Raw genomic sequence first — 25,204 nt, 5'->3', positions numbered from 1 at the left:
TATGCTCCTGTACATGAGTACGGGTTCCCAGCAACACAAGTCAACGCCGCTGCACTCCGTGTCCGTGGCGGGAGCGGTGGTGCGGGAGGACGGCCGGCTCCTGGCGATCCGGCGTGCGGACAACGGGACTTGGGAACTGCCGGGCGGAGTGCTCGAACTGGCGGAGTCACCGGAAGAGGGCGTAGCCCGCGAGGTCTGGGAAGAGACCGGCATCCGCGTCGACGTCGACGAGCTGACCGGCGTCTACAAGAACACGGCTCGGGGCATCGTCGCCCTGGTGTTCCGCTGCAAGCCCTCCGGAGGCACCGAACGCACTTCGGCAGAGTCGCTGGCAGTCGACTGGCTCACGCCCGAAGAGATCACCGAGCGGATGTCCGAGGTCTACGCAGTCCGGCTACTGGACGCCCTGGACGGGGATGGCCCTCATGTCCGGAGCCACGACGGACGCCACCTGCTTCCAGCGCGGTAAGACTTTCCCTACTTCATCAAGGCACCCGCCGCGCACAGCGCGGCGCGCGCGGCCCGTCGTCCGGGCCGACGCTCCTGTCTACGCCCCGCTCCGGCCCGGCCGCCGGCCGCACGCCTGGCAGCTCGGGTTGATGGTGGGAGAGACCCGCTGTGGCTGGGGCGGTCGGCTCCGCGGCTTTAGCCACCTCCCCCGTCCGGGTCCCGCGCCGAGCAAGACCAGGGGGCCACTCGTGCTCATTACGGGCAGGTCCAAAGCCTGCCCGAGTTGCCAACCAGCGTACGGCCCCCTGATCATGCTCGGCCCCAGACCGGGCAGGCCACCGGCCAAACCCGCTCCGCCGACCTGTACGCAGCCATCCCCCCTCCCTCACGCAGGGTATGCACCCAAGAACGCATTGGGTACGCTCTGGCTATGTCGGGAGAGCTTCTGCATAGCAAGGGCGAAGAGGGGGCCCGGCGAGCCAAGCATTGGCTCGACGCCACAACCCGCGCGAATGCCCGATGGGTCAATCCGAACCCCACGGCGATCCCGAAACTTACGTTCGATTGGGCGGACGGATCGACTTTCTCTTATGACCTTGGCGGCCTGCTTATTGGCGGACAGTTCGAAGGTCAGGAATTCCTGGTTGAGTCGAAGTTCTATGAAACGCCAGGCCATCAAGGCAGCATGTATGTCGAGTACCTGGCTAAATGCTACCGCGCCTATAAAACAAGGCCCGATCGATGTGATAATTTCATGTGGATAACCTGGCATCCATTTTCGCTTAACAGATGGTCAAAGCTCTGCACGGCTGCCGAGGTTCGAGCAGCAACCCTCGCTCATCATCACAAGTGCCTAGGGTGCGACGACCCTGAGCAAGCCGAAGAATTGGTCGACGAGGAAGCATGTAAAGAGGTCGCCGACCGCCTCTGGCTAATCCTCCTCAGTAAACGCCAGGAAGAACTCGTGATCAGCAAAAAGCATCTCGGCTGGATACGGGATCGCGAGACGACGGAGGAGGTTTAGCGATGAAGTCCGATTACGCTGAAGCCTTGCGTGATGCCCTTTTCGACCCGAACCCGAACTCCAGCGCTCGGCGCACTAAAGAATTGGTCATCCGCGAGCTCCGTGACGTGGACCCTCGCATCAACATCAAGAGCACCGAGTATTTTAACCATACTTTTTCACCGGATCTCGTCCTTACTTGGCCGGGGAGCAATAAGCGCGAGAAGCGCTATGTCTTCTTGCGACTACCTGACAGTCCCGAGTATTTCGCCGAAGACGTCGAGACCGTAAGCGAAATGCAGCCGATTGTATACGGCCTTAACGGCGGTTCGGACCTCTCCGAGTCGTTGAATGCAGTGGCCGAATTGAGCCACGAGAATAACGTCCTGGTGACGGACGTCCATGGCATGGACCGCCTTGCTCGGAATAGAAAGGATCACAACATTGCCAACCTGGTCTCCACCGCACTAATTCGCGGCGGCCGGGGGCTCATGGACTCGGGTGGTGCAGATGCCATCTCAGCAAGTGTGAATCGCGGGTTTGAGGGCGCGCGCGTTGCTCAGGTCGAGCTCACCGGGAACGCAGTACGTGCCCTTGAGCGGTATCTTGCTCCGGCGCAATCCAGGCAGATGACGCAGTTTCTTCAAGCAGTCTGGATTTCCTCTCAGGGGCGAATCGATGGATTCCCAGGGCCCAAGGAATTGTCGGGAGAAATCGGTGACGAATCACTGGAGTACCTTCTTCATTTCGATCCAATCGATGACCCCGACTTTTGGCGAGCCTTAGGAGCCTCTGTTTCCGTCGAGCAATTGTCCAGGCTCCAAATCACGGATGCCCCTGCGAATCTCCAGCATCTCATTCGAGAGAATTTGGACCGCCTGTGGTCTAGGCAGATGCGAGTAATTGGGGGCGAACTCGCACTGAGTGAATCCGTTGAGCCCTCCTGGACTGTCACTCGTCAGTCTTTGTGTTTGCGGGGGGAGGATTACGCGGCTTACTTTGCACAGAACGCAAGCAACCTGCGCCACATTAGGCCCGACGCGGCATACGGACTTTCCATTGAGGATATCCACCGCCGCTCTCGAAATATCCACCTAAGCGAACTCACGGTGCGAAAGGGTTCAGAAAGTTTCACCGTAGAAGCCCAGGGGATCCGCAGCGTGTTGCAGGCCGAAAGCCTGTCCGCCCTGCCTGCCAGTTATCTCGAGAAAGCGCGCGTGATTCGCGCTACCGCGAAGTCGCCAGGAGGGCAAGAAATACACTGCGATTTCCTCGAGCGGGATGCAACAGCAGTGACCAGCGCCCGCGTCTGCCTCGAGGATTGGCTAGGCTCTGCACTCCCCTTGCTCTGGGACGTTTCGGTGAACTTCTCACGACATGACGGGACGGAGACTGCTTGATCGCATGGCACTTCAGTGAGGGATCCAGCGCAGACGCGCCCCTCGGTCGGTGCCGGCTCCCGGGCAGCATGTAGAGACATCACAGAAACTTCGGCTGCCTGCCCCGATGCCTGGCTGGAGGGGCAAAGTTAGCGTTTAAGCACGCCTCCAGGGTAAGCCGTGCATCCTGGTCCGAAACCGTCTGGAGGAGCGTGCATTGAAGCGCAGCAAAGGGACTGACGACGAGGAAGCACGGATGCCGATCTTCCCCGTGCCCAACCACAGTTACTTCCCGGGCGTCATCGTGACTTTCCTGGTGGTCGCCCTCATGGCCCACGTGCTCATGCGCGGACTGGACCAGCCCGGGTGGATGGCCTGGCCCATCGCCAGTCTCTACCTTGCAGACTCCCTGCGCCGAGCCAGGCTCGCACATTTGCGCCTAGCAGCAAGATGGAACGAGTTGCTTGATGACTGGATCGATCACGAACAGCGGCTACACAAGCAGCAACTTGAAGATCTGCGCAAGAAGCACCAACCGGATCAATTGTCTCCAGAGTAATCGTGCCCGATGCATGCCCGATGAGACGGTGCACAACGGTCAACCACGGCTAGCCACACTGGCCCAGCCGTCAGGTGCGATTGGTTCTCAGCAGGCCGCAGGCCCCGCCAAGCCCTCATGTCCTGTGATTCCCAAGCTCAGAGCGCGGGTTCGATTCCCGTCACCCGCTCCATGCAGAAGGCCCAGGTCACAGACCCGGGCCTTTCTTGTTGTCTGGACCACGCAGGAGCTGGTCGAGCCTGCTAACTCCTTTCGCAGCCGATGCCGTCACCGTCGGCGTCGAGGTTGTGGGGGTCGCCGTCGCTGACGTCGACGGGGCCGTCCAAGTCGGAGCAGTCGACGTCAGGAACGCCTGCGGGCGGTCCCGGGGGATAGGGCCGGCCGGGCTGCGGCGTCGGGATGTCCACACGTCGTATATCGGCATCGACGATGACCCCGTTCCTGACCGTGTAGGTGCCTGCGAAGGAGCGCACGGACCCGTCCGTTTGCAGGGCGTCGAGCGTGACCGTCACGACGCTGCCGCGGACGTCGATGATCTGGACGGTGTCATGAACGGTGTCCGCGAATCCTGCCGCGAAGGACGCGTAGGAACGGTCGAGGTTCTTGCCTCCCAGTTCCCATGCCCGTCGGTAGTCCCCGTCGTTGATGGCCGCGAAATACCTCTGGACGGTGGTGGCGGCATCAGCGGTAGGCGCAGGCCGAGGCGGCGGTTTGGGCGCCGGGGGCGTCCTGGGTGCCGGGGGCTCCACGGGCTTCGGGGGTGTCTTCGGCACGGTGGGAGGGGGCGTCGGTTCCACAGTGACGGTCTCGGTCCTGGTGACGGTCGGAGCCGGCCTGGCCGGCCCCTCCTCGCCGGCCCCGCCACAAGCGGCGGCCCCGGCCACAGCCATGGCGCCCGCCAGAAGGGCAACAGCGCTCTTGGAGAAGACCCGCATCATGTCGGCATCACCTCGCGGGGTTGTGCATTTACTTAAGTGTGCGCCACAACGAAGCCGGGACGTGGTTTCCGACGTGATCGCCCAGCCCTGCCTGGGCCGTGCCACGCGAGCGGTGCGCGAGAAGGTCCACGTGCTGGAGCGCGGCGGCGACGACGGTGGAGACGGTGCGGTTCGCCCGCCCCGGCCGGGTCGGCTGCCGGCTGGTGCGCGGACCGGTACCGGGCGTCGTCGAATACGCGGCTTGCGTACGAGGGTGAGCTGGGCACCGATCTGTGGGCGGTCGGCCGGTGACGGGGGCGACCGGGTCGCCCCGCGCTGGGGGCGGCGCTCCGTGGCACGGCGCGTTGCGGGCCGCGCGTCGCGAACGTCGGCGATCCTTGTGCGGCCATGTGGATGCTGCTCTTGGCCGTCGTGGTACTCGCGGCCGCGAACGTGCTCAACGACCTGCTCACGCCCGGTTGGTACGTACCGGTCTGTGCGGTCACGGCCGTGCTGCTTGTGTTGATCGCCCGCCGTTCCGGCCTCACTTGGGACGATCTGGGGCTCGGCAGGGCCGCGGCCCGCCGCGGTATGCGCTGGGGCCTGGTCCTGGCCGGAGCCGTTCTCGTGGTCTATCTGCTGGGCCTGGCCCTGCCCTTCACCCGGGAGGCATTCCAGGACGAGCGGGCCGCGGGCTTGTCTCCCGAAGAACTGGTGTACCGCGTGCTGGTCCGCGTACCGCTCGGCACGGTGCTGCTTGAGGAGATCGCATTCCGCGGCGTGCTGTGGGCCATGGTTCGGCGACGATGGGGGCCTGTATGGGCCACCGTCGTTTCCTCAGTGCTCTTCGGCCTCTGGCACGTACAGCCGTCACGCGGGCTCACGCGCGCGAACGCGGCGGCCCAAGCGGTCTTCGGCGCCGGTCAGGCCGGCGTCGCCCTGTCCGTGACAGCGGCGGTCGCCGGCACCGCCCTCGCCGGTGTGCTCTTCTGCGAGCTCCGCCGCCGCTCCGGCAGCCTCATCCCACCCGTGGCGCTGCACTGCGCCCTCAACAGTGCGGGCTACGCGCTCGCATGGGCGGCGAGTCGCTGGTGGGCCTGATGGGCGCACGCCGGTGTCGTCAACGGCGCACCGGCGCTCGTGGGAATGCGAGGGCTGCGTGATGTCCGCTCCGGTCCGGCAGAAGGGCTTGGTGGCTGTGCCAGTCACGGCTGGAGCACCGCAACGGACCACCGCGACGGCGGACGGCTGAGACAGGCACAGCGGCCCCGGGCAGGACCACCACGCTGGTCTCAGCTCCGCCGCGCCCGGTTCGCCCGGCGTCTTCCGGCCGAGCTGCCGAAGTTCGCCGGCCCGGCCCAGGGGACCGTGCGCCTGCGCCTGCACATGGCGTGGTCCGGACGGACCGAGTCCGATCTTGACCAGCCATGACTGCGGACCAGCCCGCGACCTGATCGACGACATCGAGTTCGCCGCTTATGGACTCGACGCACGGATGGCGGTCCCGGTGGGCGCACGGGTTCAAGCCAGCTTGTCGCGCGCCCGCGTGAGGACGGACCAATCCGGGCACGGACTCAACCGTCTGCCGCCCGCCAGGAAGGGTTCCACGAGTGCTCCGCATCCCCTCCCCCGGCATCGGGGCGCGCGAGCGGTTCGGTGACAGCGGATACGTGCCGCTGCACGGCCTGCTCGACCCATCATTGCTGTCCTTGTTACGCCAGGAAGCCCTGCGGCTGGAGAAGGCAGGCAGGCGGCGGGACTTCACCATGGAGTGCATGGACGGATCACCCCGCCACCTGACCACACTCGGCGGTCAGGTGATCGCTCGGCAGTCGGCTCTCATCCCCAGGCTCTACGCCGACGACGCCATGGTCCGCCTGGTCAGCCGGCTCACCGGCGAGAACATCGTGACCGTCGCCGACCCTGTCGAGAGACACGTCCTCAACATCCTGCACCGACAGGGCGACACCCACGGCGCCCACACCGACGACTACCCCTACGCCCTGGTCCTCTTCCTGGAAGCCCCGGCGTCGACGGCGGACGGCGGGCTGCTGGAGTACGTGCCCGGCACACGGCACCTGGACGACCTCCGTACGCCGACGGCCCGGAGCGTCCATCACCGGCCAGGAGACGCCTACCTCCTGCGCAGCGACACCACAGCACACCGCGTCACCCCGCTCACCCGCGCCGGCCTGCGCCGTACCGTGCTGAACTTCGCCTACACCACACCGGACTTCAGGCCGCGGGACACCGGCTCCGCACGAGAGCTGTACACCTGACGACCTCGGCTGACAGCCATGTCCGCAGGACCCCGGGCAAGCCGCTCCGGCTCTACCGGGCCGTCCATGGTTTGCATTCGACGCGGTGCCGGTTCAATGACGCCGTTTCAGAGCAACTCGTACGATTTCCTCGTGCACCAGGCGGCCGACGAGCGCTCCGCCGAAGACGACGACGCCCACACCGATCAGCCAGGACTGGACGACCAGGACGGTGCCGAACGGGCCGTAGCTGACAGTGTTGGAGGCGATCAGGGGCGAGAAGACAAGCTGGGAGAAGACCCTGAGGCCCAGCAGCCCGAGCACCGTCGCCACCGCGCCGGGCAACAGGGCACGCCAGCGGACTCGCCCACCGAGCAGCATCCGCTGTGACCACCAGAAGAAGAGGACGGCGCTCACCACCGCGATGAGCGCGCCCGTCGGGGTGTGGCTCCGCAACGTCGTGGCCGAGGCGAAGAGGTAGCCGGTGAGCACGGCGAGCCACACCACATGCCGCCACCTGGCCCACCAACGGGCCGAGGGCAGACCCCAGACCTTCTCGAAGCCCGACTGCACAGCCGCGGAGAAACTCAGCCCGAAAGCGGCGAGGGCTGCGATGCCGAACGCGGTCGTCGTCCTCAGAGCCTGGCCGGCGGGCGCGAACAGCCGCTCGACATGTCCCCTGGAGGCCGCCGAAACGCCAAGCCCTTCGCTCAGCCACTGCGCGAAGCCCCGGCCGTGCTGCGGATCAGCGGAGGAGACGATGAGCAGCAGTGGCACCAGCGTGAGGAAGCCAAGCGCCGCGAAGCCCAGCGCACGCTGGAACAGTTCCAGATCGGTGCCCCGTCTCCACCCGCGCCCCGCCGGCGAACGGCGGATCACGCGGCGCAGCCGCATGTACAGGGAGACATGGTCCGGGGCACCGGAAGGCATTGGCATGCCTGTCGACTACCACGGACGCCGGCGATGTCGCGCGAGGACGCGGCGCGTGGTGGCGCCGGCTTCCGCGGGTGAACCGAGGCGGGCTGACGGGATGCCACCACACGCCGCACAGTGCCGCCCAACGGCTTCCTCTACCTTTCGCGGCGCTCCTGGCCTGGCCGCGGCTCTTCGACAGGAATCGCGCGTCTTCGGTGCGTTCCGGTGTCGATGAGGATCTGTGCTGCCTCGGTGACATTGTCGGCCCGTACGGCTCTGGCCATCGCGGCGCGTGCCGCGTCGGGCGTCGCGTGCGGCGGGACCACGAGCAGGGAGAAGTGGTCCCGGTCACCGCGCGTGATGAGGACGGTGTCGTCACCGACGGGGAAGGAGTCGATGTGCACGATGTGGTCGTCGACGATCAGACGGGTCGGCAACTTCTCCCAGGCGCCGGTGTCCAGGCCGACCCGCGTGACCGGGCCGAGATGCTCGGTCAATGCGCCGACCAGGCCCGGAAGCTCGGTGCCGATGTCACGCGAACGCGGCCACCACGCGCCGTCGAGGATTCCCTCGCGGGCGTGTGTCGTCTCCAGCCTCAATAGCACCGTTCCGGGCCTCACGGCCTGGTGAATCGCGTCCGGCAGCAGATGGGAGACGCGGGGGTCGTCGGAGTCGGCCATGGGGTGCCCGCCCGTCTGCGGAGGTTCGGCGCTTCCGCCGAACGATGTGACCTCGTCTTCTCACGGTACTCCGACCGGCTGCCCGCAAGGCCCCGCTCCCCAGGAAAAGTGCCTGGTCATACGCCCATCCACCGACCGTCGTCCGGAGTAGAGTGGAGGCACCGGGAGTACTTCGCACGCCGGCTCCGACGCCGGCGCCGTTCTCGGCGAGCAACAACACCGGGACGTCGAAGACGAGCCCGGAGGCAGGTCCGCGTGATGACCGCGACCATCGAACGTACAACCATCAGTGAGCGGCCCGTGCCCTCGTCACCGGTTCGTCTGTCACTGGTTCCGGCGGGCTCGGTTCCAGGTCTCCTGGACGGTGCCTGGTGGCCCCGCTCCCGCGACCTCTCCGGTGAACTCCCCGCCCTCACGGACGCGCTGGACGCACCTTGGGGCCGGGTCACTCGTGTCACGGTGAACCCCTCCCACTGGCCCGTGATCCCGCGCAAGGTGCCCGTGACCGGGCACACCGTGCACGTGGGCTGGTTCGCCGACGAGCAGGACCCGCACAAGCTGATCCTCCTCTCCTACGCCAGAGGCCGCATGGACCTGCTGGTGATCCCGCCGGAGGCCGATGCCGCCACAGCCACCCGGCTCATGTCCGCCGCTGCCGCTCCGGGGAGCCTGCTCACCGCAAGCGAGCTCCTGGCCGACGAGGACTCGGCCCGCGAGGGGACGGAGGCCCGAAGCCGGGAGGAAGACTGGGAAACCGACGGCGGCGCGAGCTCGGCAGGCGGGAGCCCGATCGGGCTCCTCGACGCCGCCCGAGGGAGGTGAGGACGTGGGAACCATCATCACCGTGGCTCTGATCATCGCCGTGATCGGCGCGGGAATGATCCTCATCCACCGGCTCAACGCACAGCACGAGGCAAGGATCGCGGCCTTCCGCTACAGCGAGGCCCTGCCGGGAATCGGCCGGCCGCGCGGCAGGAACCGACGACCGGAAGAACCCGCCCGACCGGAAGAACCCGCCGGATCGCCCACTGCCGACGACCGCGATCAAGGTGCCGGGGGCCGCGGATGACACCGGCACTCCCCGACCGGACGCGGTGGGTGTGGCGCGACGTCGTCACACCCACCCCACCAGGCCTTCCCGATGAACGAGGTCCCCATGAAGTCACCGGAACTGCCCGCTCACGGGCACGCCGACGTGCGCATCGTCGCCTCGTCCCCCGAGACCGCCCGGCAGGTCGCGGAGGTCCTCCGTCGCTGCTTCGCCGCCACCGAACAGCGCAGCTACCCCGTCGACACCGTGCCCGGCGGAACCCGCCTCCACCTCACCGTGGACACCACCCACGCGGCAGAGCCCGCGCGATCCTGGCTGGCCACCAGTCGGTCGTCCGAGGACGACCGTACGCGGACGGACGAGATGTGAAGCGCTGCACCCGTGGCGACCTTGCGCGAGCGGACCCTGGGGGCGCATCGGCGCCGGGCCGGTAGCGCCCGAAGCGGCACAAGATCGGCGTCCTCGAAGCGGTCTGCGTCGACACCACCAACGACGAGCCGGCATCGCCGGACTTGGCCGCGACTTGGCCGGTTCCGCCGCCCCGTGAGTTCCGGTCCACGTAATCCGCCACCAGTTGGGCCTGGATACGTCGTGTAACGCCGACTCACCATGGGCACGATCAAGGCTCCCGAGCAGGGCTCCTCCGCTCGCCTACGCCCAAGGACCGCCGATGCTTCCCGAGTTCCGCTCCCACGCATCCGCCCCCCTCGCACATCAACTGGAACATGGATTGGGCCTGACTCCACACCTCGAGGCGAGCCGTCTCGACGTGGAGCGGGTCGCCGATATCGCGGTGATCGCAGCGGCCCACTCCGACGGCTACGCCGCCACCGCGCACCTCCTCGGCCTGCTGGCCGCGCTCCCCGCCCCCACCGAGGCAGGCGAACACTTCTGGTCCGACCTGTGGAGGTCCTCGGGCACCGCCTACCTGCTGCCTGCCAACATCAAGGCGCTGGTCCTGCGTTCGCTGGCCGGGGAGGGGGCCGGTCTGGCCCGGCAGATCCTCTCGGCCGTGGACGAGATGACCCCGCCCCAGCGCATGGCGGCCGGGGAGGTGATCGGACAGGCACTCGCCGAGTCCGACCATCTGCCCGACCTCAAGACACAGGTCATCGGTGAACTATGGCTCCGCGACCTCGAACTCACCGCCTGGCGCATCGTGCACGCCGACCACAAATCTGCCAGTACCGATGGGCGCAAAGCCTTCCTCGACGCCTGGACAAACGTCTGAGCGCCAGTCTCAAACCTAGGCGAAGGCGAAGACGAGGACGAGCAGGACAACGAGAAGGGCGAACGCCTCCCACCGGGTCGCGCGCCTGAGCGTACGCAGCGACACGGGCCTTCCGGACCGCGAGGGCGTTGATCGGCCGGGGGCGTCATCCGACGTGTCGTCGCTCATCCGCCCATGCTAACCACGTCGCTTCCAGCACCCCCGTCCACGATCACCAGGGCACCCGCTGAGCACCGCGGTGATCCGGCCGCCCTCTCCGGGTGCCCGTGACGGAGTGAGTGCCGCGCGGCACCGCGTGGTCCAGGGGGACGGTGGGTCGCTACCGGTCGGCCGGCGCGGCGGAATCGGGCTTGGCCCAGATCGAGCGGACGTGGCCGAGGTGCTTGGCCATGCACTCCTCCGCCGCCTTCGCGTCGCCCGCGAGCATCAGGTCCAGCAGTTCCAGGTGCTCCTCGGCGGAGGGCAGCAGCCGATCGCGCTCGTCCAGGGCCGTCAGGCCGTACAGGCGGGTGCGCTTGCGCAGGTCGCCGACGACTTCGACCAGCCGGTCGTTGCCCGCCAGGGCGAGCAGGGACAGGTGGAAGCGGCGGTCCGCCTCCAGGTAGCCGATCAGGTCGTGTTCACGGGCGGCGCGCACGATCTCCTCGGCGACCGGGCGCAGCGCCTCCAGGTCGGCGCGGGGGGCGGTGCGGGCCACCCGGCCGACCGTGGGCACCTCGATCAGGGACCGGATCTCGGTGTACTGGTCCAGGTCGCGGTCGTCGACCTCGGTGACCCGGAAGCCCTTGTTGCGGACCGGCTCGACCAGGCCCTCGCGGGCGAGGTCGAGCATCGCCTCGCGCACCGGCGTCGCCGAGATGCCGAAGTCCTCGGCGAGCGCGGGTGCCGAATAGACCTGCCCCGGCCGCAGTTCGCCGGAGATCAGGGCGGCGCGCAGGGCGTGGGCCACCTGGTCGCGCAGCCGCTCACGGGTGGCGCCGAGGTCGCGGTGGATCAGATGGCCCATGGGGTCCCCCGGCGTTCTCTCCGTACCCGAACAGGACCGCCAGAATACAATGTCACATTGTTCCTGCTGGTGACAGGGTGTACGTGCGGCTGGAGGTGTAGAACTCCAGAGCGGCGCGGCCCTGCTCTCGGGGGCCGTGGCTGGACGCCTTGGTGCCACCGAAGGGCAGGTGGAAGTCGACGCCGCTGGACGGCGCGTTGATCCGGATCATGCCGGTGTCCAGCCGGTCGAGACCGGTCAGGGCCGTGTTCAGATCGGCGGTGTGGACGGAGGTGACCAGGCCGTACGGGACGGAGTTGGTGATCCGCACCGCATGGGCGAGGTCATCGGCCGGCAGCAGGGCGGCGATGGGGCCGAAGACCTCCTCGCGCAGCAGCCGGTGTCCGGGCGGTACCTCCTCGACCAACGTCGGCGGCGCGTACCAGCCGGGGCCGTGCGGAACGGTCCCTCCGACGAGCGTGCGCAGGCCGTGCGAGGCGTCCAGGACCTGGGCACGGGCGTGCTCGCTGATCAGTGGCCCGCACACGGTCGCGGCATCGGCCGGATCACCCACCGGGACGGCCCGCAGCGCCTCGGCCAGCGCCTCGCGCAGCGGGTCGAGCGCGGTGCCGACCGCGATGACGCGGCTGGTGGCGGTGCATTTCTGGCCCGCGTATCCGGCGATCGCGGCGGCGATGTGGGCCGCCGCCTGCCCGATGTCGGCGTCCGGAAGGACGATCGCGGCGTTGAGGCCGCCCATCTCGGCCTGGGCCGGGACGCCCCGGCCGGTGGCGGCGCGCACGACCGCCTGACCGACGGCGGTCGAGCCGGTGAAGGAGATGACGTCGGCGGCGGAGATGATCGCGTTGCCTTCGACGGCACCGCCCGGGACGACGGTGAACACGCCGGCGGGCAGCGCCCGCTGGACGATCTCCGCGAGGCGCTGGGCACAGGCGGTCGCCTCGGGCGCGGGCTTGAGGACGACCGCGTTGCCGGCCGCGAGGGCCGGTGCGGCCTTCCAACCGGGGATGGCGAACGGGAAGTTCCACGGGGTGATCAGCCCGGCGACCCCGTGCGGGCGGCGCCGGCTCAGCAGCAGTCCGGCTCCGGCGGCCGCTTCGTGGACGGCGCCGGTCGGCTCGTAGGGCGCCTGGGCGTAGTACCGCCAGATCGCGGCGGTACGGGCGACCTCGGCGCGGGCCTCGGTGAGCGGCTTGCCCACCTCGCGTACGGCGAGCGCGGCCAGTTCGCCGGCGGCGGCCTCGACGGCGTCGGCGACCGCGGTGAGCGCCGCCGAGCGGGTGGCCGCCCCGCACGCCTGCCAGTCCGGCTGTGCGGCCCGTGCCCGGTCCACGGCGTCCACCGCGGCGAAGGCCCCGGGAGCCGGGATCCGCACGAGGACGTCGGAGGGGTCGGCCGGGCTGCGGGAGGTGAGGGTGTCCAGGTGGGTGGTCACAGGAGGAAGCCTCCGGGGAAGGGGTCGTCGGGGTCCAGGAAGTACTGGGCGGTGCCCGTGATCCAGGCGCGACCGGTGATGGCGGGTACGACGGCGGGCACCCCGCCGACCTCCGTCTGCGCGACGAGCCGGCCGGTGAACTCCGTGCCGATGAACGACTCGTTGACGAAGTCCCGCTCCAGCGGGAGTTCGCCGCGGGCGTGCAACTGCGCCATCCGGGCCGAGGTGCCCGTACCGCACGGCGAGCGGTCGAACCAGCCCGGGTGGATGGCCATCGCGTGCCGTGAGCGGCGGGCGTCCGATCCGGGCGCGGCGAGGTAGACGTGCTTGACGCCCGCGATCTCCGGGCGCTCGGGGTGGACCGGCCGGTTCGGCGACCGGTTGATCGCGTCCATGATCGCGAGCCCGGCGGCCAGCAGGTCGTCCTTGCGGGCCCGGTCGAACGGCAGCCCCAGCGCGTCGAGTCCGACGAACGCGTAGAAGTTCCCGCCGAACGCCAGGTCGTAGCCGACCGACCCGTACCCCGGGACCTCGGCCTTGAGCCCGAGCCCCGCGCAGAACGCCGGCACGTTGGTCAGGGTGACCGACTTCGCCGCGCCGTCCTCGACGTGTACGTCCACACTCACCAGGCCCGCGGGCGTGTCCAGGCGCACGGTGGTCACCGGTTCGGCGACCGGGACCATCCCGGTCTCGACCAGCACGGTGGCCACCCCGATGGTGCCGTGTCCGCACATCGGCAGGAGCCCGGAGACCTCGATGAAGAGCACGCCGTAGTCGGCGTCGGGGCGGGTGGGGGGCTGGAGGATCGCGCCGCTCATCGCCGCGTGCCCGCGCGGCTCGTACATCAGCAGCGTACGGAAGTGGTCCAGGTGCTCGATGAAGTGCAGCCGCCGCTCGGCCATGGTGGCGCCGGGGATCACCCCGACACCACCGGTGATCACGCGGGTGGGCATCCCCTCGGTGTGCGAGTCGACGGCGTGGAATACGTGGCGGGTGCGCATGACGGCTCCTTCGCGGCGTGTCAGTGGTGGCCGTGGGCGAGGGCCTTCTCGGTCGCCTCGCGTACCGCGGCCTCGGCCGGGCCCGTCAGCGCGGCGCGCGGCGGGCGGACCGGGCCGCCGTGGCGCCCGGCGATGTCCATGGACAGCTTGATGGACTGGACGAACTCGGTCCTGGAGTCCCAGCGCAGCAGCGGGTGCAGCGACTTGTACAGCGGGACGGCCGTCTCCAGGTCGCCGGAGACGGCGGCGTGGTAGAGGGCGGCGCAGGTGGTCGGGAAGGCGTTGGGGTAGCCCGCGATCCAGCCCACGGCGCCGGCGAGGGCGAGTTCGAGAAGCACATCGTCGGCACCGATCAGCAGGTCGAGGTCCGGGGCGAGCTCGGCGATCTCGTACGCCCTGCGCACATCGCCGGTGAACTCCTTGACCGCGACGATGGTCCCGTCCTGGTGGAGCCGTGCGAGCAGACCGGGCGTGAGGTCGACCTTGGTGTCGATGGGGTTGTTGTACGCGACGACCGGGACACCGGCCTTGGCGACCTCGGCGTAGTGGGCGCGTACGGCCTCCTCGTCGGCGCGGTAGGCGTTGGGCGGCAGGAGCAGCACGGAGCCGCATCCCGCCTCGGCGGCCTGCTCGGCCCAGCGGCGCGATTCGGCGCTGCCGTACGCGGCGACGCCGGGCATCACCCGTGCGCCGTCGCCGGCGGCCTCGACGGCGGTACGCACCACGCGGGTGCGCTCCTCGTCGGTCAGCGTCTGGTACTCGCCGAGCGAGCCGTTGGGGACGACGCCGTCGCAGCCGTTCTCGATCAGCCAGGCGACGTGCTCGGCGTACGCGTCGTAGTCGACGGACAGGTCCGCGCACAGGGGCAGGGCGGTGGCGACCATGATGCCGCGCCAGGGGTGGGCGGAGTTCCAGGTGGTGGCGGTCATGTCGGTGAACCTTTCTATGGCGTGTGACATTTCACTGGTGGGGCGAAGGCTGCCCCCGGCCGGGGCACGCCGGGTCAGTCGTCGTCCGCTTCCGTGTCCGCGCCCGTGTCCTCGTCCGCGTACGTGTCCGGCGCCGCGTCCGTGTCGGAGGGAACGGTGGCCGGGTCCAGCCCGGCGAGCGCGCCGAGCGGGACGGGGACGGCGAACGGGCGCCGTTCGGCGGGCGGCGGCACCTCGCCTCCGCCCGCCGCGAGGCAGGCCACGGCCGCCCCGCACATCCGGCCCTGGCACCACCCCATACCCGCCCTGGTCAGCAGTTTGACGGTCCGGGCGTCGCGGGCACCGAGCTCGGTGACCGCCTCACGGACGCGCCCGGCGGTGACCTCCTCGCAGCGGCACACGTCCGTGTCGTCGGGAAGCCACTGCGGCCAGCCCGCTCCGGGCGCGTGACAGGCGGCCAGCGCGTCGGCGAAGGCGCGCAGACGGTCGCGCCGGCGGCGCAGCCTCTCCGCGCGCCTCCCCTGGCTCGGCCCACTCCGCCCGGTCAGCCGGGCGGCGATCGCGAGCGCAGCCAGTTCCCCCTCGACGATGGCCAGTCGGGAGCCGCCGACGCCGCCGGTCTCGCCCGCCGACCACACACCGGGCACCGTCGTCTCCTGAAGTCCGTCCAGGACGAGGGCGGCTGTGGCGTCCGGGGTGCGGCGGGTGGCGCAGCCGAGTGCCGTGGCGAGTTCGATCTGGGGGGCCAGGCCGTGTCCCACGGCGAGGGCGTCGCACGCGATGCGCCGCTCCGAGCCGGGCACGGGCCGCCAGTCGCGGTCGAGCCGGGCGACGGTCACCGCCTCCACCCGCTCGGTACCGTGCACGTGCGTGACGGCACTGCGCAGCAGTGGGCGCACCCGGTGCCGCAGCATCGCTGCCCCGTGCACCACCGCCTCGGCCAGCTTGTGCGGGTTGGCGGCGAGCGCGCGGGGATGGCGGGCGTACCGCAGATAGCCGGACGCCTCCACCACGGCGGGGACACGGGCCCCGGCCGCGGCGAGCGAGACGGCGACGGCGAGGAGCAGCGGTCCGCTCCCCGCGACGACGACCCTTCCCCGAGCTCTCGGCTTCGCTCGAAGAGAGGATGCCGCAATGCCGGGCAGCGCCAGCCCGGACTTGAGCATCGCCTGCGCGCCTCCGGCCCCCACCACACCGGGAAGGGTCCAGCCGGGGAAGGGGAGTTGACGTTCGTACGCCCCCGTCGTCAGCAGCAGCGCCCGGGCACGCACGCGTACGGGCCGCTCCTCGTCGCCGTCCGCCCCGGTCACGGCGTGCACCGCCCAGCGGCCTTCCTCCCCGGTCACCGACCAGACGTGGTGCCCGGCCAGGCGGCTGACGCCGCTCGGTTCGAGCCTGCGGCGCAGATCGGCGAAGACCGGCCAGTCGTGGTGCAGGGCCTCGGGGCGTACGGCTCCGAGAGCGGCGGCGGGGTGCCGGTAGAACTGTCCGCCCATGTGGGCGGAGGCGTCCAGCAGAGCGACCGACAGGCCGGATTCGGCGGCGGTGACGGCCGCGGACAGCCCGGCCGGTCCGGCGCCGATGACCGCGAGGTCGTACGGTTCAGACGCTGAGCCCGGCACGGCCGTGTCCCTCCTGGGTGGTGATCGCGTCGCCCGGACGGGCCGGGACCAGGCAGGCCCTGCGGTTGGGCGTGCCGTTGACGGTGGCGAGGCAGTCGTAGCACTGCCCGATGCCGCAGAAGGCGCCGCGTGGCCGGCCGCCCACGCGCGTGGTGCGCCAGGCGAGGATGCCCGCCGACCACAGCGCGGCGGCGACGGACTGCCCGGGCAGCGCGGGTACCGGCCGGCCGTCCAGGGTGATCTCGAAGGGCGGGCCGGGCTGCGCGCCGACCAGCTCGGCGGGGGTACGGGCCACGGCGGGCCTCCTCTCTTCCAGCGGGTGTCGTCTTGTACGGGTCTGGACCGCGGGTCTCGCACACAGGGGACCCGGGCGGGGGGGTCAGCCGGCTCGGGGCGCCGGCCCGAACCGGGCCGGGTCGAACGGGGCGATGCCGACCGGTGGTTCGCCGCCGGTCAGGCACCGTGCGATCACGAGGCCGGTGGCCGGGGCGAGCCCGATGCCCGCGCCCTCGTGGCCGCAGGCGTGCAGCAGCCCGGGTACGCGCGGGTCGGGGCCGATCGCGGGGAGGTGGTCCGGCAGGTACGGCCGGAAACCCGCGTACGTCCGCATCACCCGCACGCCGGCCAGCACCGGGAACAGGGCCGTGGCCCCGAGCGCCAGGCGCCGCAGCACCTCGGTGGACAGCGAGCGGTCGAACCCCACCCGCTCGCGGCTGGCACCGACCAGGACCGGGCCGGCCGGGGTCCCCTCCACCACGGCGGAGGTCTGCAACGCCGCCGAGCCACTGGCGACGTCCGCGACGTAGTCGGCGGCGTACACCTTGTGCCGCACCACGCGCGGCAGTGGCTCGGTGACCAGGACGAAGCCCCGCCGGGGCAGGACGGGCAGCTCCACCCCGGCGAGCCGGGCGAGGTCGCCACCCCAGGTACCGGCGGCGTTGACCACGTACGGGGCATGAACCTCGCCCTTCGCGGTGCGGACGCCGCGGACCTCGCCCGCCGCCCCGGTGAGCAGGCCGGTGACCTCCTCGCCCAGCCGCACCCGCACCCGCTCCCCCGCCGCCCGCAGCAGATGGGCGGCGGCCAGCGCGGGCTGCACCTGGGCGTCCTGCGGATAGTGGAAGCCGCCCGCCGGACCGGGGGCGAGGTGGGGCTCCAACTCGCCCAGCCCGTCCGCCGGGACCTCCTCGGCCACGACGCCCGCCGCACGCTGCCCGGCCGCGAAGGCGCGCAGCGCCGCCATGCCGGACTCGGCGGAGGCGACCACGAGTCCCCCCTTCGCCTCGTACTCGACGGCGGACGCGATCGCCTCGCCCAGCTCTCGCCACAACCGGGTGGAGAGCAGGGCGAGTTCGAGTTCGGGGCCGGGCTCCTTGTCGGAGACCAGGAGGTTCCCCTCACCCGCGCCCGTGGTGCCGCCCGCGACGGGGCCCCGGTCGATCACGGTGACGGTGAGCCCGGCCCGAGCCGCGTAGTAGGCGCATGCAGCGCCGACCACGCCCGCTCCGACGACGATGACGTCCGACGTGTTTCCCTTGAGCACGGCAGTAACATTTCACATTGCACTGGCGTTGCCAAGACCCCTCGACCGATCGCACCGGCGCGGCACACCGCCTCGGACACGGGTCGCCAACGGAGGGCCGGTGAGCCGGTGTTGGCCAAGGCCCGCGCCGTCACTGCCGCCGGTTCAGGGCCGCCGGCGCACTCCGGCCGTCATCCGGCCAAGACCTCCAGCTCCGCGATGACGGCCTCGCCAAGCACCCGGGCCTCACCGGGGCGCATGTTGCAGACCACCGTCAGGGCGAGGGCGTCCCCGGTCTTCACCGCGGCGAAACTCGCGTTGCCCGGGCGGTGCAGGGGCGGCAGCACGATGCCCTGGCGGAAGTCCCGTCCGTAGAAGGTGCTGGGGGCGTCATGCCATCTGAGGACGGTGGTGGACGTGGCCATGTACGAGGGCCGGTACCCGCGCCCGGTGGCCAGCCTGGTCGCCCAGGGGCACATCCTGCGCACCGCGCTCGTCAGCGAGAACATCACGGCGTGCGCGGCGGCCCGGGCGGGCACGTCCTCCAGCATGAGCTGCGACTGCCTCAGCCGGGCCTCGGGCGAGGCCGCGTCGACCGGCACCCGGACGCGGACAGCGGTGACGATGTTGCCCAGTTCGCGGAGATTCTCCTGCGTGCGGAGATCGCAGGGAACCGCCGAGTAGACCGCACCGCCCTCCCCCGGCCACTGCCCGGGCGGGCCGAACGTGCCGCGCAGGGCACCGGCCACCGCGCTCAGCAGCAGCTCGTTCAGACTGGCACGGCGGCCGTCGGCTCGCGGCCGGCGTGCGGCGGTCACCAGGTGCGAGGGGAGGCCGAGCACCGCCACGGACGGGCATGCCCCGGTCGGCTCGTCCATGGGAAGCGCCCGACCGGGAGCGGTCAGGGCGCGGATCTCCCCGCACACGTCACGCAGCCCTGCCCGCGGCAGGCGAGTTGGCCGGCCGGACAACTGAGCCGGCGCGGTGCCGTCCATCAACGTGCACAGCAGTGTCTGCAAGGAGCGGCCGTCGATGAGGGTGTGCTGGGCGATGAGGGACAGGGCGAAGCCCCCGCCCGGCACGCCCGGCACGAGGTAGAGGCGCCACGGGGGCAGTCCCGCCGGAAGCGGCCGGTCGGTGCTGTGCCCCCACAGGTCTTCCAGTTTGGCCGGAGAGTCCAGCACGTGGACGTCCGGATCGAATGGGCCGGTCACCGTCCATCGCGGGGTTCCGCGCAGCCCCCGGCGCGCGTCCGGGGCGTCGGCGCGGGGATGTTCGAGCACCTGGTGCATGCGCTTGAGCACACCCCACCGCTCGGCGACCCGATCCCGTACGTCGGACAGGTCGGGCGGGTCTCCCGCGAAGACCGCCGCCATGCCGACCACGCCTGGACAGCCGTTGCGGAGCAGTACCTCGTCGGCGAAGGACAGCTTCTCGGGGTGGGGCGCCATGGTCGTTCCTCGGCGTGCTTCCGCGGGGTCGGTGCGAGGCGCGACCACCGGACGGCGGTGCGCAGCCTGAGGAACTCCCTGCGTCAGCCGAGGTTACGGCTTGCGCGGGCGCATGCCCGGAACCGGATGTGCGCGCCCGGTACGCGCCCGGTGCGCTCCGCCGAGCGAATGCCGGGGCGACACCCATGGTGGAAACAGCGTGTCCTCAACAGGCGTTCGCCGTTGACCATGTTGGCGCTGACCTGCTGATTCAGCCGGCGGTGCGATGGCCCGTACCCCTGTTTCAGAAGGAGAGCGCAGGAGCATGCCCACGGTCGCGGAGAAGCTGGCCGACATCCTGACGCACACGCTCGGAGTGGAGCCGGAGGAGCTCCGGCCCGACGTCACCATGGCCGGCCTGGAGCTCGACTCCCTGGCCCTGGCCGAGCTGGGTGCGGCCGTGCACGACGAGTTCGGGGTCAAGGTCGCGGGTGAGCAGGTGGGCAAGGGGTCCACCTTCGCCGAGGTCGTCGCGGTCGTCGAAGGACGCATGGCCACGGTCGCAGGCGGGAACTGAGCGTGGCGGAGATCGCCGTCACCGGTCTGGGGCTGCTCACCCCGGCGGGGGCGGGCGTGGACGCGACCTGGCGGAGGGTGTGCGAAGGCGGGTCCACCGTGGCGGCCACCCGGGCGGACCTGGCCGGGTGCCCTGTGGACTTCTGCTGCGCGATCCCGGAGCCGGACACCAGCGGCCTGGGGCGCCGCACCACGTACCGCTTGGACCGCTTCACCCGGCTGGCCGTGCTTGCCGCGCGGGAGGCCCTGGCCGACTCGGGTCTGGACACCGCCTCCTGGGACGGTGCGCGCGTCGGCGTCGTCATGGGCTGCGGCCTGGGCGGAGCGGCCACATGGGAGAAGCAGCACGCCAGGCTGCTGGAGCGCGGTCCGGACGCCGTGTCCCCGCTGCTGCTGCCGATGATGCTGCCCAACATGGTCGCCGGGGAGGTCGCGCTGGCCTGCGGGGCACGAGGGCCGGGCTGCGTGACCTCCACCGCGTGCGCCTCGGGCGCCACGGCGATCTCCGTCGCACGCGATCTGCTCACCTCGCACCAGTGCGACGTCGTGATCGCGGGCGGCACCGAGTCGGTGAACACCCCGTTGATCGTGACCGGTTTCGCCAATCTGGGCACCCTGTCGACCCGCTGCGACGACCCGGCCGGGGCCTCGCGGCCCTTCGACGCCGACCGGGACGGCTTCGTCATGGCCGAGGCCGCCGGGATCCTCGTACTGGAACGCGCCGCCGATGCCGCGGCACGCCGCCGGCGCCCGCGGGCGCTGCTCGTCGGCTGCGGCGGGGCCAACGACGCCCATCACCCCACCGCGTCCCATCCCGAGGCACGGGGCGCCCGCGAGGCGCTGCACGCGGCTCTGGACGACGCCGGATTCGCCGCCGGGGACGTGGACCACGTCAACGCCCACGGCACGGCCACGCCCCTGAACGACACCATGGAGGCGAAGGCGATCAGCACCGTGCTGCCCGACGGGCCGCCCGTCACGTCCACCAAGGGCGTCCTGGGGCATTCCCTCGGTGCCACCGGGGCCGTGGAGGCCGCGCTGACGGTGCTGACGATCGAGCGGTCCACCATCCCGCCCACCGCCAACCTCGACTCTCCCGACCCCGCCGTGGACCTCAACCTCGTCACCAAGACCGCACTGCACCAGCCGGTGCGGGCCGCGTTGTCGAACTCGTTCGGATTCGGCGGGCACAACGTCGTCCTCGCCTTCCGCGCCGTATGACCGTCTCGTCCCCGTCGAGGGCCCCCATGACCACCACCGCGTCGCGACCCGCCGCACCGCCGGCGCCCCGCGGGATCATCAGCCGGCTCAACTCCCGTCGGGGCCGCGAGAACCCGTTTCCCCTCCTGGAGGAGTTGCGCCGCGCCGGACCGGTCGTCGCACACGGCCCGTACGCCCTGCTGGTGACGGGTTACTCCCTGTGCGAGCACATCCTCACCAGCCGTACCTGGATCGCCCCCGACCAGCAGTGGCGTTCCCGGCGCAACATCGCCCCCGACCCTCCCGGGTTCTCGATGTCGGCGACCGTCCTGCGCGTCAACGACCCTCAGCACGGCCGGCTGCGGGAGCTGACCCGCGGCCCCTTCACCCCCCGGGGGCTGCGTGCCCTGCGCCCCGTCGTCCGGCGGCTCGTGGCCGAGTGTCTCGACGCGCTCGAGGACCGGATCGACCGTGACGGCACGGCGGACTTCGTCGACACCGTCGCCCGTGCCCTGCCCGCCGCCGTCATGTGCGACGTCCTGGGGCTGCCCGTCCGGGAGCGCGCCCGTGCCGCCCGCTTCAGCGCGCTCAGCGGCCCGCTGACCGAGCCCTTCGCCGATGCCGACGACATCGCCACCGCCGAGGCGGTGGCCGCCGACTTCCACACGTTCGTACGGGCCGCCCTCGACGCGCCCGGCACCGGTCTGCTGTCGGAGTGGGTCGCGCACGAGCACGTGGCCGACGGCAGCATCTCCCTGGACGACCTCGCCTCCAACATCGTCTTCCTCGTGGCGGCGGGCTCCGAGACCACCTCCGCGCTGCTGGCCACCAGCCTGCTGGCCCTGGAAAGCCACCCCGAGCAGGCCGACTGGCTCCGCGAAAACCCAGAGGCCCTCCCGGCTGCGGTCGAGGAGATCACGCGCTGGGACCCTGCCGTGCAGATGGTCATCCGCGTTCCGGTCGACGACACCGAACTTGCCGGGGTCGAGGTGCCCGCCGGGACCCTCGTGTACGTCCTGACCGCGGCCGCCAACCGCGATCCCGACCGGTTCCCGCACCCGCACACCCTGGACTTCCGGCGGGTGCCACAGCGCGACCTCAGCTTCGGCGCGGGCGCCCACTACTGCCTCGGTGCGGGCCTGGCCCGGCTGGAGGCCGTCGAGTTCCTGCCCGAGTTGTTCCGGCGGTTCCCCACGCTGCGCACGGCCGGACCGCCCGTGCGGGCGCCCGGGATGAGCCTGCGCACCTTCCAGGCCCTGCCGGTCACCCGTGCCCCAGGAGCGGAAAGGAGTCGAGGCCGTATGGACGTCGAGGAGCGGGAGGTCTGGGACCGTCTGGTTCCGTTGTGCGCGCGGGTGATGTCCGTCGCGCCGGAGGCCGTGGTCCCGGAGGCCCGGCTGGTCGCCGACCTGGAGGCCGACAGCCTGGACATCGCGGAGTTGACGGCGGCGCTGGAGGAGCGGTTCGGGGTGTCCCTGAAGGGTGTCGACACCACAGGGGTGGCGACCGTACGCGATGTGGCCCGCCTTGTCGTGCGGCTCCGCCCCGTGGGGAATCCGGGCCGGGCCGCCGGATGACCCGCGACAACGTCGCAGCGGTCACCGGACTGGGGGTGCGCTGTGCGGCCGGCTCGACACCGCAGGACCTGTGGGACAGCCTGCTCCGGGCCCGCTCCGTGGTGGTACCGCACGCCTTCGACGACGAGGGCGGGGTCGTGTACCCCGCCTGCCCGGTGCCCGGCTTCGACGCCGGCGGGTATCTGACACGCAAGGAGCGGCTACGGGCGGACCGGTCGGTGCAGTTGGCGGTGTGCGCGGCGCTGGACGCGGTGGAGGACGCGGGTGGCGTCCACGTCCCGGCCGCACGGCGGGCGGTGGTCACCGGCACCGGGTTCGGGGGTGGCATCAGCCTGGAGCGCGGCATCGGGCAGCCCGACGTGCTCTGGCCGAACCGGGCGATGTACAACGCCGGCGCCCATTGGATCAGCGCCAGGCTCGGCGTCACCGGGCCGAGCCTCACCGTGTCGACGACGTGTGCCTCGGGCGCCCACGCGGTGGGCGAGGGGCTCCAGTTGATCCGCACCGGCGCCGCCGACGTCGTGGTGGCCGGAGGGCATGACAGCCCCCTCACCCCGACCATCGCGCTGGCCTCCGCACGGTCCGGGGTCATGGTCACCGACTGCGGTGACCCGCACGCCGGCTGCCGTCCGTTCGACGCCGACCGCCAGGGCTTCGTACTCGCCGAGGGCGCGGCCTTCCTGGTGCTGGAGCGCCTGGACGCGGCCCGCTCCCGCGGGGCCCGCGTCCACGCCGTCCTGACCGGATACGGCCGTACCACCGACGCCCACCACCTCACGGCCCCGCGGCCCGACGGCTCCGGGGCCCGGGCGTGCGTCGAACAGGCGCTGGCCGACGCCGGGACGACCGCGGACGCCGTCGTCCACGTCAATGCCCACGGCACGGGCACCGAACTGAACGACCTGGCCGAGGGCCGGGCGATCGCCGCCGTGTTCGGGCCCGCCGGGGTGCCGGTCACCGCGCCCAAGTCGGTGACCGGGAACGGGTTCGGCGCGACGGGAGCGCTGGAGGCCGTGACCGCCGTGCTGTCCGTGAGCCGGGGCCTGGCGCCGCCCACCGCCCGCCTCACCCGGCTCGATCCCCGCCTCGCGCTCGACGTGGTCACCCTGGAAGCCCGCAAGCTCCCGAGCGGCCCCGTGCTCAGCAACAGCTTCGCCGTGGGCGGGCAGAACGCCTGTCTCGTCCTCGACGCACCCGAGCGGGAGCCGTGCTGATGCGGACCAGGCTGTCCGTCCTGGATGAGGGGCACGTACGGACCGGGCTGCCGGAGACGATCGGCCTGGCCGCGCTGTTCTCCGGACCACCGCCGTCCCCTGCCGAGATGCGGTCCCGGGTCGCCGATCGGTGGAGCGGTCTCGACCGCATGAACCTGGTCCTGAGACCACCGGCCGGGCCGGGCGCGCTGACGGGACACCGCTGGGAGCACCTCCGCGCCTTCGACCCGACCGCGCACGTCACCGCCGACGACCAGGCACTGGAACCCCTCCTGGCCACCGCCGTCGGACAACGGCTCCCCGCCGGCCGGCCCCTGTGGCGTCTGGTCGTGGCGCCGAACGCCGTGCCCGGAGGCGAACACGCCGTCGTCCTGCTCGCCCACCACGCCCTGCTGGACGGCAGGTCCCTCGAAGGCGTCTTCCGCCTGCTCATGGACGATCCACCACCACGACGCCGACCGGCGACCACTCCGACGCGGCCCGCCGTCCCTCCCGCCGCCCTGTGGCGGGAACTGCGCGGTAGCTGCGCCCGGGCACAGTCCCTGCCACCGGGCGCGCCCGGCGAGGTCGCGCCCTCCCTCGCCGTGCTCGGGATCGACCCGCAGGTGATGCGCGCGGCACGCCGCCGGCTCGCAGAAGGCCGCGGTGCGACGCTCAACGAACTGCTCGTGAGCTCCTTCGCCGGAGCCCTGCGCGCTTGTTACGGCCCTCTTCGCGCCTGGCCCGCAGGTCCCGTCCGCTTCCACGCCACCGTCCCGGTCGACCTCCGTGACGGGCACACCGCACACCGGCTCGGCAACGCCGCCACCACCGTCCGCGTACCGCTGCCCGTCGACACCGAGTGCCCGGACGACCGCCTGCGCACCGTCCAGGGCCTGATGGCAGCCCTGCCGCGCCGCGCCGACGTCCACCGGGCCGCACTTCCCGTGCTGGAGAGCGCCGGCCGTCTCCTGCCCTGGCTGACGCACGCCATGGCCCGGCACGGCGTACGCGCCGACGTCACCGCGAGCGGATGCACCGCCTTCAAGTGGCGCGACGTGACGGCGTCGCTGTACGGCCGCCGGCTGACGCGGATCATCGCGGTACCGAAGCTGTCTCCCCCGGGCACGGCCAACCTCTGTCTCGTCCAGACCGGCGACGCCTACGCCCTCACTGTCGTCGGTCACCTGCGTCCGAACGCCGCCACCGCCCTGGCCCGGGCCACGGCCCGCGATCTGGCGGAGCCCGCGGCGGCGACGGTCGGGTAGCG

At 71.1% G+C, this 25,204-nt stretch carries 27 protein-coding genes; 15 read left to right on the top strand and 12 right to left on the bottom strand.

Going from position 1 to position 25,204, the window contains the following annotated elements; genetic code table 11:
- The first annotated feature begins 1 nt into the window (after nucleotide 1).
- From AB0J57_RS13705 to AB0J57_RS13690, 4 genes are all read left to right on the top strand, one after another.
- Nucleotides 2–469 carry an NUDIX domain-containing protein gene (locus AB0J57_RS13705; RefSeq protein WP_366128273.1) on the top strand — a complete coding sequence of 156 codons (468 nt, stop codon included), beginning with the start codon at nucleotides 2–4 and terminating at the stop codon, nucleotides 467–469.
- A gap of 411 nt (nucleotides 470–880) precedes the next feature.
- Nucleotides 881–1,474, top strand: a complete 594-nt coding sequence (locus AB0J57_RS13700) for a hypothetical protein (protein WP_366128272.1) — start codon at nucleotides 881–883, stop codon at nucleotides 1,472–1,474.
- Nucleotides 1,475–1,476: 2 nt separating this feature from the next.
- Nucleotides 1,477–2,853 (top strand): hypothetical protein, encoded by a 1,377-nt coding sequence (locus AB0J57_RS13695; RefSeq protein ID WP_366128270.1) that lies wholly within the window; start codon nucleotides 1,477–1,479, stop codon nucleotides 2,851–2,853.
- Nucleotides 2,854–3,049: 196 nt separating this feature from the next.
- The gene (locus AB0J57_RS13690) at nucleotides 3,050–3,391 is read left to right on the top strand and encodes a hypothetical protein (protein WP_366128269.1); all 342 of its coding nucleotides are present in this window, start codon (nucleotides 3,050–3,052) and stop codon (nucleotides 3,389–3,391) included.
- 242 nt (nucleotides 3,392–3,633) lie between these two features.
- On the opposite strand, the gene AB0J57_RS13685 is transcribed toward AB0J57_RS13690, so the two are convergent.
- The gene (locus tag AB0J57_RS13685) at nucleotides 3,634–4,329 is read right to left on the bottom strand and encodes a hypothetical protein (protein ID WP_366128268.1); all 696 of its coding nucleotides are present in this window, start codon (nucleotides 4,327–4,329) and stop codon (nucleotides 3,634–3,636) included.
- Nucleotides 4,330–4,716: 387 nt separating this feature from the next.
- Between AB0J57_RS13685 and AB0J57_RS13680 the strand changes: the two genes are divergently transcribed.
- Together AB0J57_RS13680 and AB0J57_RS13675 are read left to right on the top strand one after the other, a co-directional pair.
- Complete coding sequence (locus AB0J57_RS13680; RefSeq protein ID WP_366128267.1) at nucleotides 4,717–5,409, top strand: CPBP family intramembrane glutamic endopeptidase; 693 nt, start codon at nucleotides 4,717–4,719, stop codon at nucleotides 5,407–5,409.
- A gap of 509 nt (nucleotides 5,410–5,918) precedes the next feature.
- A complete protein-coding gene (locus AB0J57_RS13675; RefSeq protein WP_366128266.1) occupies nucleotides 5,919–6,587 on the top strand; it encodes a hypothetical protein in 669 nt (222 codons plus the stop codon).
- Between the two features lie 93 nt (nucleotides 6,588–6,680).
- On the opposite strand, the gene AB0J57_RS13670 is transcribed toward AB0J57_RS13675, so the two are convergent.
- Entirely contained in the window at nucleotides 6,681–7,460 is a 780-nt protein-coding gene (locus AB0J57_RS13670; RefSeq protein WP_366128264.1) for a YhjD/YihY/BrkB family envelope integrity protein, read from the bottom strand.
- Nucleotides 7,461–7,636: 176 nt separating this feature from the next.
- Nucleotides 7,637–8,161 carry a DUF5994 family protein gene (locus AB0J57_RS13665; protein WP_366128263.1) on the bottom strand — a complete coding sequence of 175 codons (525 nt, stop codon included), beginning with the start codon at nucleotides 8,159–8,161 and terminating at the stop codon, nucleotides 7,637–7,639.
- Between AB0J57_RS13665 and AB0J57_RS13660 the strand changes: the two genes are divergently transcribed.
- The 4 genes from AB0J57_RS13660 to AB0J57_RS13645 all read left to right on the top strand — a co-directional run bounded on the left by AB0J57_RS13660 (nucleotide 8,129) and on the right by AB0J57_RS13645 (nucleotide 10,443).
- Nucleotides 8,129–8,983: a DUF5994 family protein gene (locus tag AB0J57_RS13660; protein ID WP_366128262.1), complete on the top strand. Its 855-nt coding sequence runs from the start codon at nucleotides 8,129–8,131 to the stop codon at nucleotides 8,981–8,983. The two genes, AB0J57_RS13665 and AB0J57_RS13660, sit on opposite strands and share 33 nt — an antisense overlap.
- A 4-nt stretch (nucleotides 8,984–8,987) precedes the next feature.
- Nucleotides 8,988–9,230 carry a hypothetical protein gene (locus AB0J57_RS13655; protein WP_366128261.1) on the top strand — a complete coding sequence of 81 codons (243 nt, stop codon included), beginning with the start codon at nucleotides 8,988–8,990 and terminating at the stop codon, nucleotides 9,228–9,230.
- A gap of 87 nt (nucleotides 9,231–9,317) precedes the next feature.
- Nucleotides 9,318–9,581, top strand: coding sequence for a hypothetical protein (locus tag AB0J57_RS13650; RefSeq protein WP_366128259.1), 264 nt, complete (start codon nucleotides 9,318–9,320; stop codon nucleotides 9,579–9,581).
- A 301-nt stretch (nucleotides 9,582–9,882) separates the two neighbouring features.
- Nucleotides 9,883–10,443: a hypothetical protein gene (locus AB0J57_RS13645; protein WP_366128258.1), complete on the top strand. Its 561-nt coding sequence runs from the start codon at nucleotides 9,883–9,885 to the stop codon at nucleotides 10,441–10,443.
- Nucleotides 10,444–10,458: 15 nt separating this feature from the next.
- Here the strand turns inward: AB0J57_RS13645 and AB0J57_RS13640 are convergent, their stop codons facing one another.
- The 9 genes from AB0J57_RS13640 to AB0J57_RS13600 form a co-directional block, all read right to left on the bottom strand.
- Nucleotides 10,459–10,611 (bottom strand): hypothetical protein, encoded by a 153-nt coding sequence (locus tag AB0J57_RS13640; protein WP_366128257.1) that lies wholly within the window; start codon nucleotides 10,609–10,611, stop codon nucleotides 10,459–10,461.
- Between the two features lie 151 nt (nucleotides 10,612–10,762).
- Nucleotides 10,763–11,449 carry a GntR family transcriptional regulator gene (locus AB0J57_RS13635; protein ID WP_366128256.1) on the bottom strand — a complete coding sequence of 229 codons (687 nt, stop codon included), beginning with the start codon at nucleotides 11,447–11,449 and terminating at the stop codon, nucleotides 10,763–10,765.
- Nucleotides 11,450–11,501: 52 nt separating this feature from the next.
- Nucleotides 11,502–12,884, bottom strand: a complete 1,383-nt coding sequence (locus tag AB0J57_RS13630; protein ID WP_366128255.1) for an aldehyde dehydrogenase family protein — start codon at nucleotides 12,882–12,884, stop codon at nucleotides 11,502–11,504.
- The gene (locus AB0J57_RS13625; RefSeq protein WP_366128254.1) at nucleotides 12,881–13,885 is read right to left on the bottom strand and encodes a proline racemase family protein; all 1,005 of its coding nucleotides are present in this window, start codon (nucleotides 13,883–13,885) and stop codon (nucleotides 12,881–12,883) included. Before AB0J57_RS13625 ends, AB0J57_RS13630 begins: the two co-directional genes overlap by 4 nt.
- Before the next feature lie 20 nt (nucleotides 13,886–13,905).
- A complete protein-coding gene (locus AB0J57_RS13620) occupies nucleotides 13,906–14,814 on the bottom strand; it encodes a dihydrodipicolinate synthase family protein (protein WP_366128252.1) in 909 nt (302 codons plus the stop codon).
- A gap of 74 nt (nucleotides 14,815–14,888) precedes the next feature.
- Entirely contained in the window at nucleotides 14,889–16,436 is a 1,548-nt protein-coding gene (locus AB0J57_RS13615) for an NAD(P)/FAD-dependent oxidoreductase (RefSeq protein WP_366128251.1), read from the bottom strand.
- On the bottom strand, nucleotides 16,417–16,731 hold the full coding sequence (locus AB0J57_RS13610; protein WP_366128250.1) for a (2Fe-2S)-binding protein: 315 nt from the start codon (nucleotides 16,729–16,731) through the stop codon (nucleotides 16,417–16,419). Before AB0J57_RS13610 ends, AB0J57_RS13615 begins: the two co-directional genes overlap by 20 nt.
- 84 nt (nucleotides 16,732–16,815) lie before the next feature.
- The gene (locus AB0J57_RS13605; RefSeq protein WP_366128249.1) at nucleotides 16,816–17,979 is read right to left on the bottom strand and encodes an FAD-dependent oxidoreductase; all 1,164 of its coding nucleotides are present in this window, start codon (nucleotides 17,977–17,979) and stop codon (nucleotides 16,816–16,818) included.
- Nucleotides 17,980–18,149: 170 nt separating this feature from the next.
- Nucleotides 18,150–19,409 (bottom strand): wax ester/triacylglycerol synthase domain-containing protein, encoded by a 1,260-nt coding sequence (locus tag AB0J57_RS13600; RefSeq protein WP_366128248.1) that lies wholly within the window; start codon nucleotides 19,407–19,409, stop codon nucleotides 18,150–18,152.
- 304 nt (nucleotides 19,410–19,713) lie between these two features.
- Between AB0J57_RS13600 and AB0J57_RS13595 the strand changes: the two genes are divergently transcribed.
- Genes AB0J57_RS13595 through AB0J57_RS13575 form a run of 5 tightly spaced genes read left to right on the top strand, consistent with a single transcriptional unit; the run spans nucleotide 19,714 to nucleotide 25,202 of the window.
- A complete protein-coding gene (locus AB0J57_RS13595; RefSeq protein ID WP_366128247.1) occupies nucleotides 19,714–19,965 on the top strand; it encodes an acyl carrier protein in 252 nt (83 codons plus the stop codon).
- On the top strand, nucleotides 19,962–21,185 hold the full coding sequence (locus AB0J57_RS13590) for a beta-ketoacyl-[acyl-carrier-protein] synthase family protein (protein ID WP_366128516.1): 1,224 nt from the start codon (nucleotides 19,962–19,964) through the stop codon (nucleotides 21,183–21,185). Before AB0J57_RS13595 ends, AB0J57_RS13590 begins: the two co-directional genes overlap by 4 nt.
- Nucleotides 21,186–21,211: 26 nt before the next feature.
- Complete coding sequence (locus AB0J57_RS13585; protein WP_366128246.1) at nucleotides 21,212–22,741, top strand: cytochrome P450; 1,530 nt, start codon at nucleotides 21,212–21,214, stop codon at nucleotides 22,739–22,741.
- On the top strand, nucleotides 22,738–23,955 hold the full coding sequence (locus AB0J57_RS13580) for a beta-ketoacyl-[acyl-carrier-protein] synthase family protein (RefSeq protein WP_366128244.1): 1,218 nt from the start codon (nucleotides 22,738–22,740) through the stop codon (nucleotides 23,953–23,955). Before AB0J57_RS13585 ends, AB0J57_RS13580 begins: the two co-directional genes overlap by 4 nt.
- Complete coding sequence (locus AB0J57_RS13575; RefSeq protein ID WP_366128242.1) at nucleotides 23,955–25,202, top strand: wax ester/triacylglycerol synthase domain-containing protein; 1,248 nt, start codon at nucleotides 23,955–23,957, stop codon at nucleotides 25,200–25,202. The genes AB0J57_RS13580 and AB0J57_RS13575 overlap by 1 nt, the downstream gene beginning before the upstream one ends.
- The last annotated feature ends 2 nt before the right edge of the window (nucleotides 25,203–25,204 follow it).

The organism is Streptomyces sp. NPDC049837 (genome assembly GCF_040674455.1).
Classification (GTDB): Bacteria; Actinomycetota; Actinomycetes; order Streptomycetales; family Streptomycetaceae; genus Streptomyces.
This window is presented reverse-complemented; position numbering and strand designations above follow the sequence as displayed.

Bases quoted from the DNA above. Each gene is read 5' to 3' on its own strand.
- AB0J57_RS13705 (WP_366128273.1), top strand. From the start codon at position 2: ATGCTCCTGTACATGAGTACGGGTTCCCAGCAACACAAGTCAACGCCG.
- AB0J57_RS13700 (WP_366128272.1), top strand. From the start codon at position 881: ATGTCGGGAGAGCTTCTGCATAGCAAGGGCGAAGAGGGGGCCCGGCGA.
- AB0J57_RS13695 (WP_366128270.1), top strand. From the start codon at position 1,477: ATGAAGTCCGATTACGCTGAAGCCTTGCGTGATGCCCTTTTCGACCCG.
- AB0J57_RS13685 (WP_366128268.1), bottom strand. From the start codon at position 4,329: ATGATGCGGGTCTTCTCCAAGAGCGCTGTTGCCCTTCTGGCGGGCGCC.
- AB0J57_RS13680 (WP_366128267.1), top strand. From the start codon at position 4,717: ATGTGGATGCTGCTCTTGGCCGTCGTGGTACTCGCGGCCGCGAACGTG.
- AB0J57_RS13670 (WP_366128264.1), bottom strand. From the start codon at position 7,460: ATGCGGCTGCGCCGCGTGATCCGCCGTTCGCCGGCGGGGCGCGGGTGG.
- AB0J57_RS13660 (WP_366128262.1), top strand. From the start codon at position 8,129: ATGGGAGACGCGGGGGTCGTCGGAGTCGGCCATGGGGTGCCCGCCCGT.
- AB0J57_RS13665 (WP_366128263.1), bottom strand. From the start codon at position 8,161: ATGGCCGACTCCGACGACCCCCGCGTCTCCCATCTGCTGCCGGACGCG.
- AB0J57_RS13650 (WP_366128259.1), top strand. From the start codon at position 9,318: ATGAAGTCACCGGAACTGCCCGCTCACGGGCACGCCGACGTGCGCATC.
- AB0J57_RS13645 (WP_366128258.1), top strand. From the start codon at position 9,883: ATGCTTCCCGAGTTCCGCTCCCACGCATCCGCCCCCCTCGCACATCAA.
- AB0J57_RS13640 (WP_366128257.1), bottom strand. From the start codon at position 10,611: ATGAGCGACGACACGTCGGATGACGCCCCCGGCCGATCAACGCCCTCG.
- AB0J57_RS13635 (WP_366128256.1), bottom strand. From the start codon at position 11,449: ATGGGCCATCTGATCCACCGCGACCTCGGCGCCACCCGTGAGCGGCTG.
- AB0J57_RS13625 (WP_366128254.1), bottom strand. From the start codon at position 13,885: ATGCGCACCCGCCACGTATTCCACGCCGTCGACTCGCACACCGAGGGG.
- AB0J57_RS13620 (WP_366128252.1), bottom strand. From the start codon at position 14,814: ATGACCGCCACCACCTGGAACTCCGCCCACCCCTGGCGCGGCATCATG.
- AB0J57_RS13600 (WP_366128248.1), bottom strand. From the start codon at position 19,409: ATGGCGCCCCACCCCGAGAAGCTGTCCTTCGCCGACGAGGTACTGCTC.
- AB0J57_RS13595 (WP_366128247.1), top strand. From the start codon at position 19,714: ATGCCCACGGTCGCGGAGAAGCTGGCCGACATCCTGACGCACACGCTC.
- AB0J57_RS13585 (WP_366128246.1), top strand. From the start codon at position 21,212: ATGACCACCACCGCGTCGCGACCCGCCGCACCGCCGGCGCCCCGCGGG.
- AB0J57_RS13580 (WP_366128244.1), top strand. From the start codon at position 22,738: ATGACCCGCGACAACGTCGCAGCGGTCACCGGACTGGGGGTGCGCTGT.
- AB0J57_RS13575 (WP_366128242.1), top strand. From the start codon at position 23,955: ATGCGGACCAGGCTGTCCGTCCTGGATGAGGGGCACGTACGGACCGGG.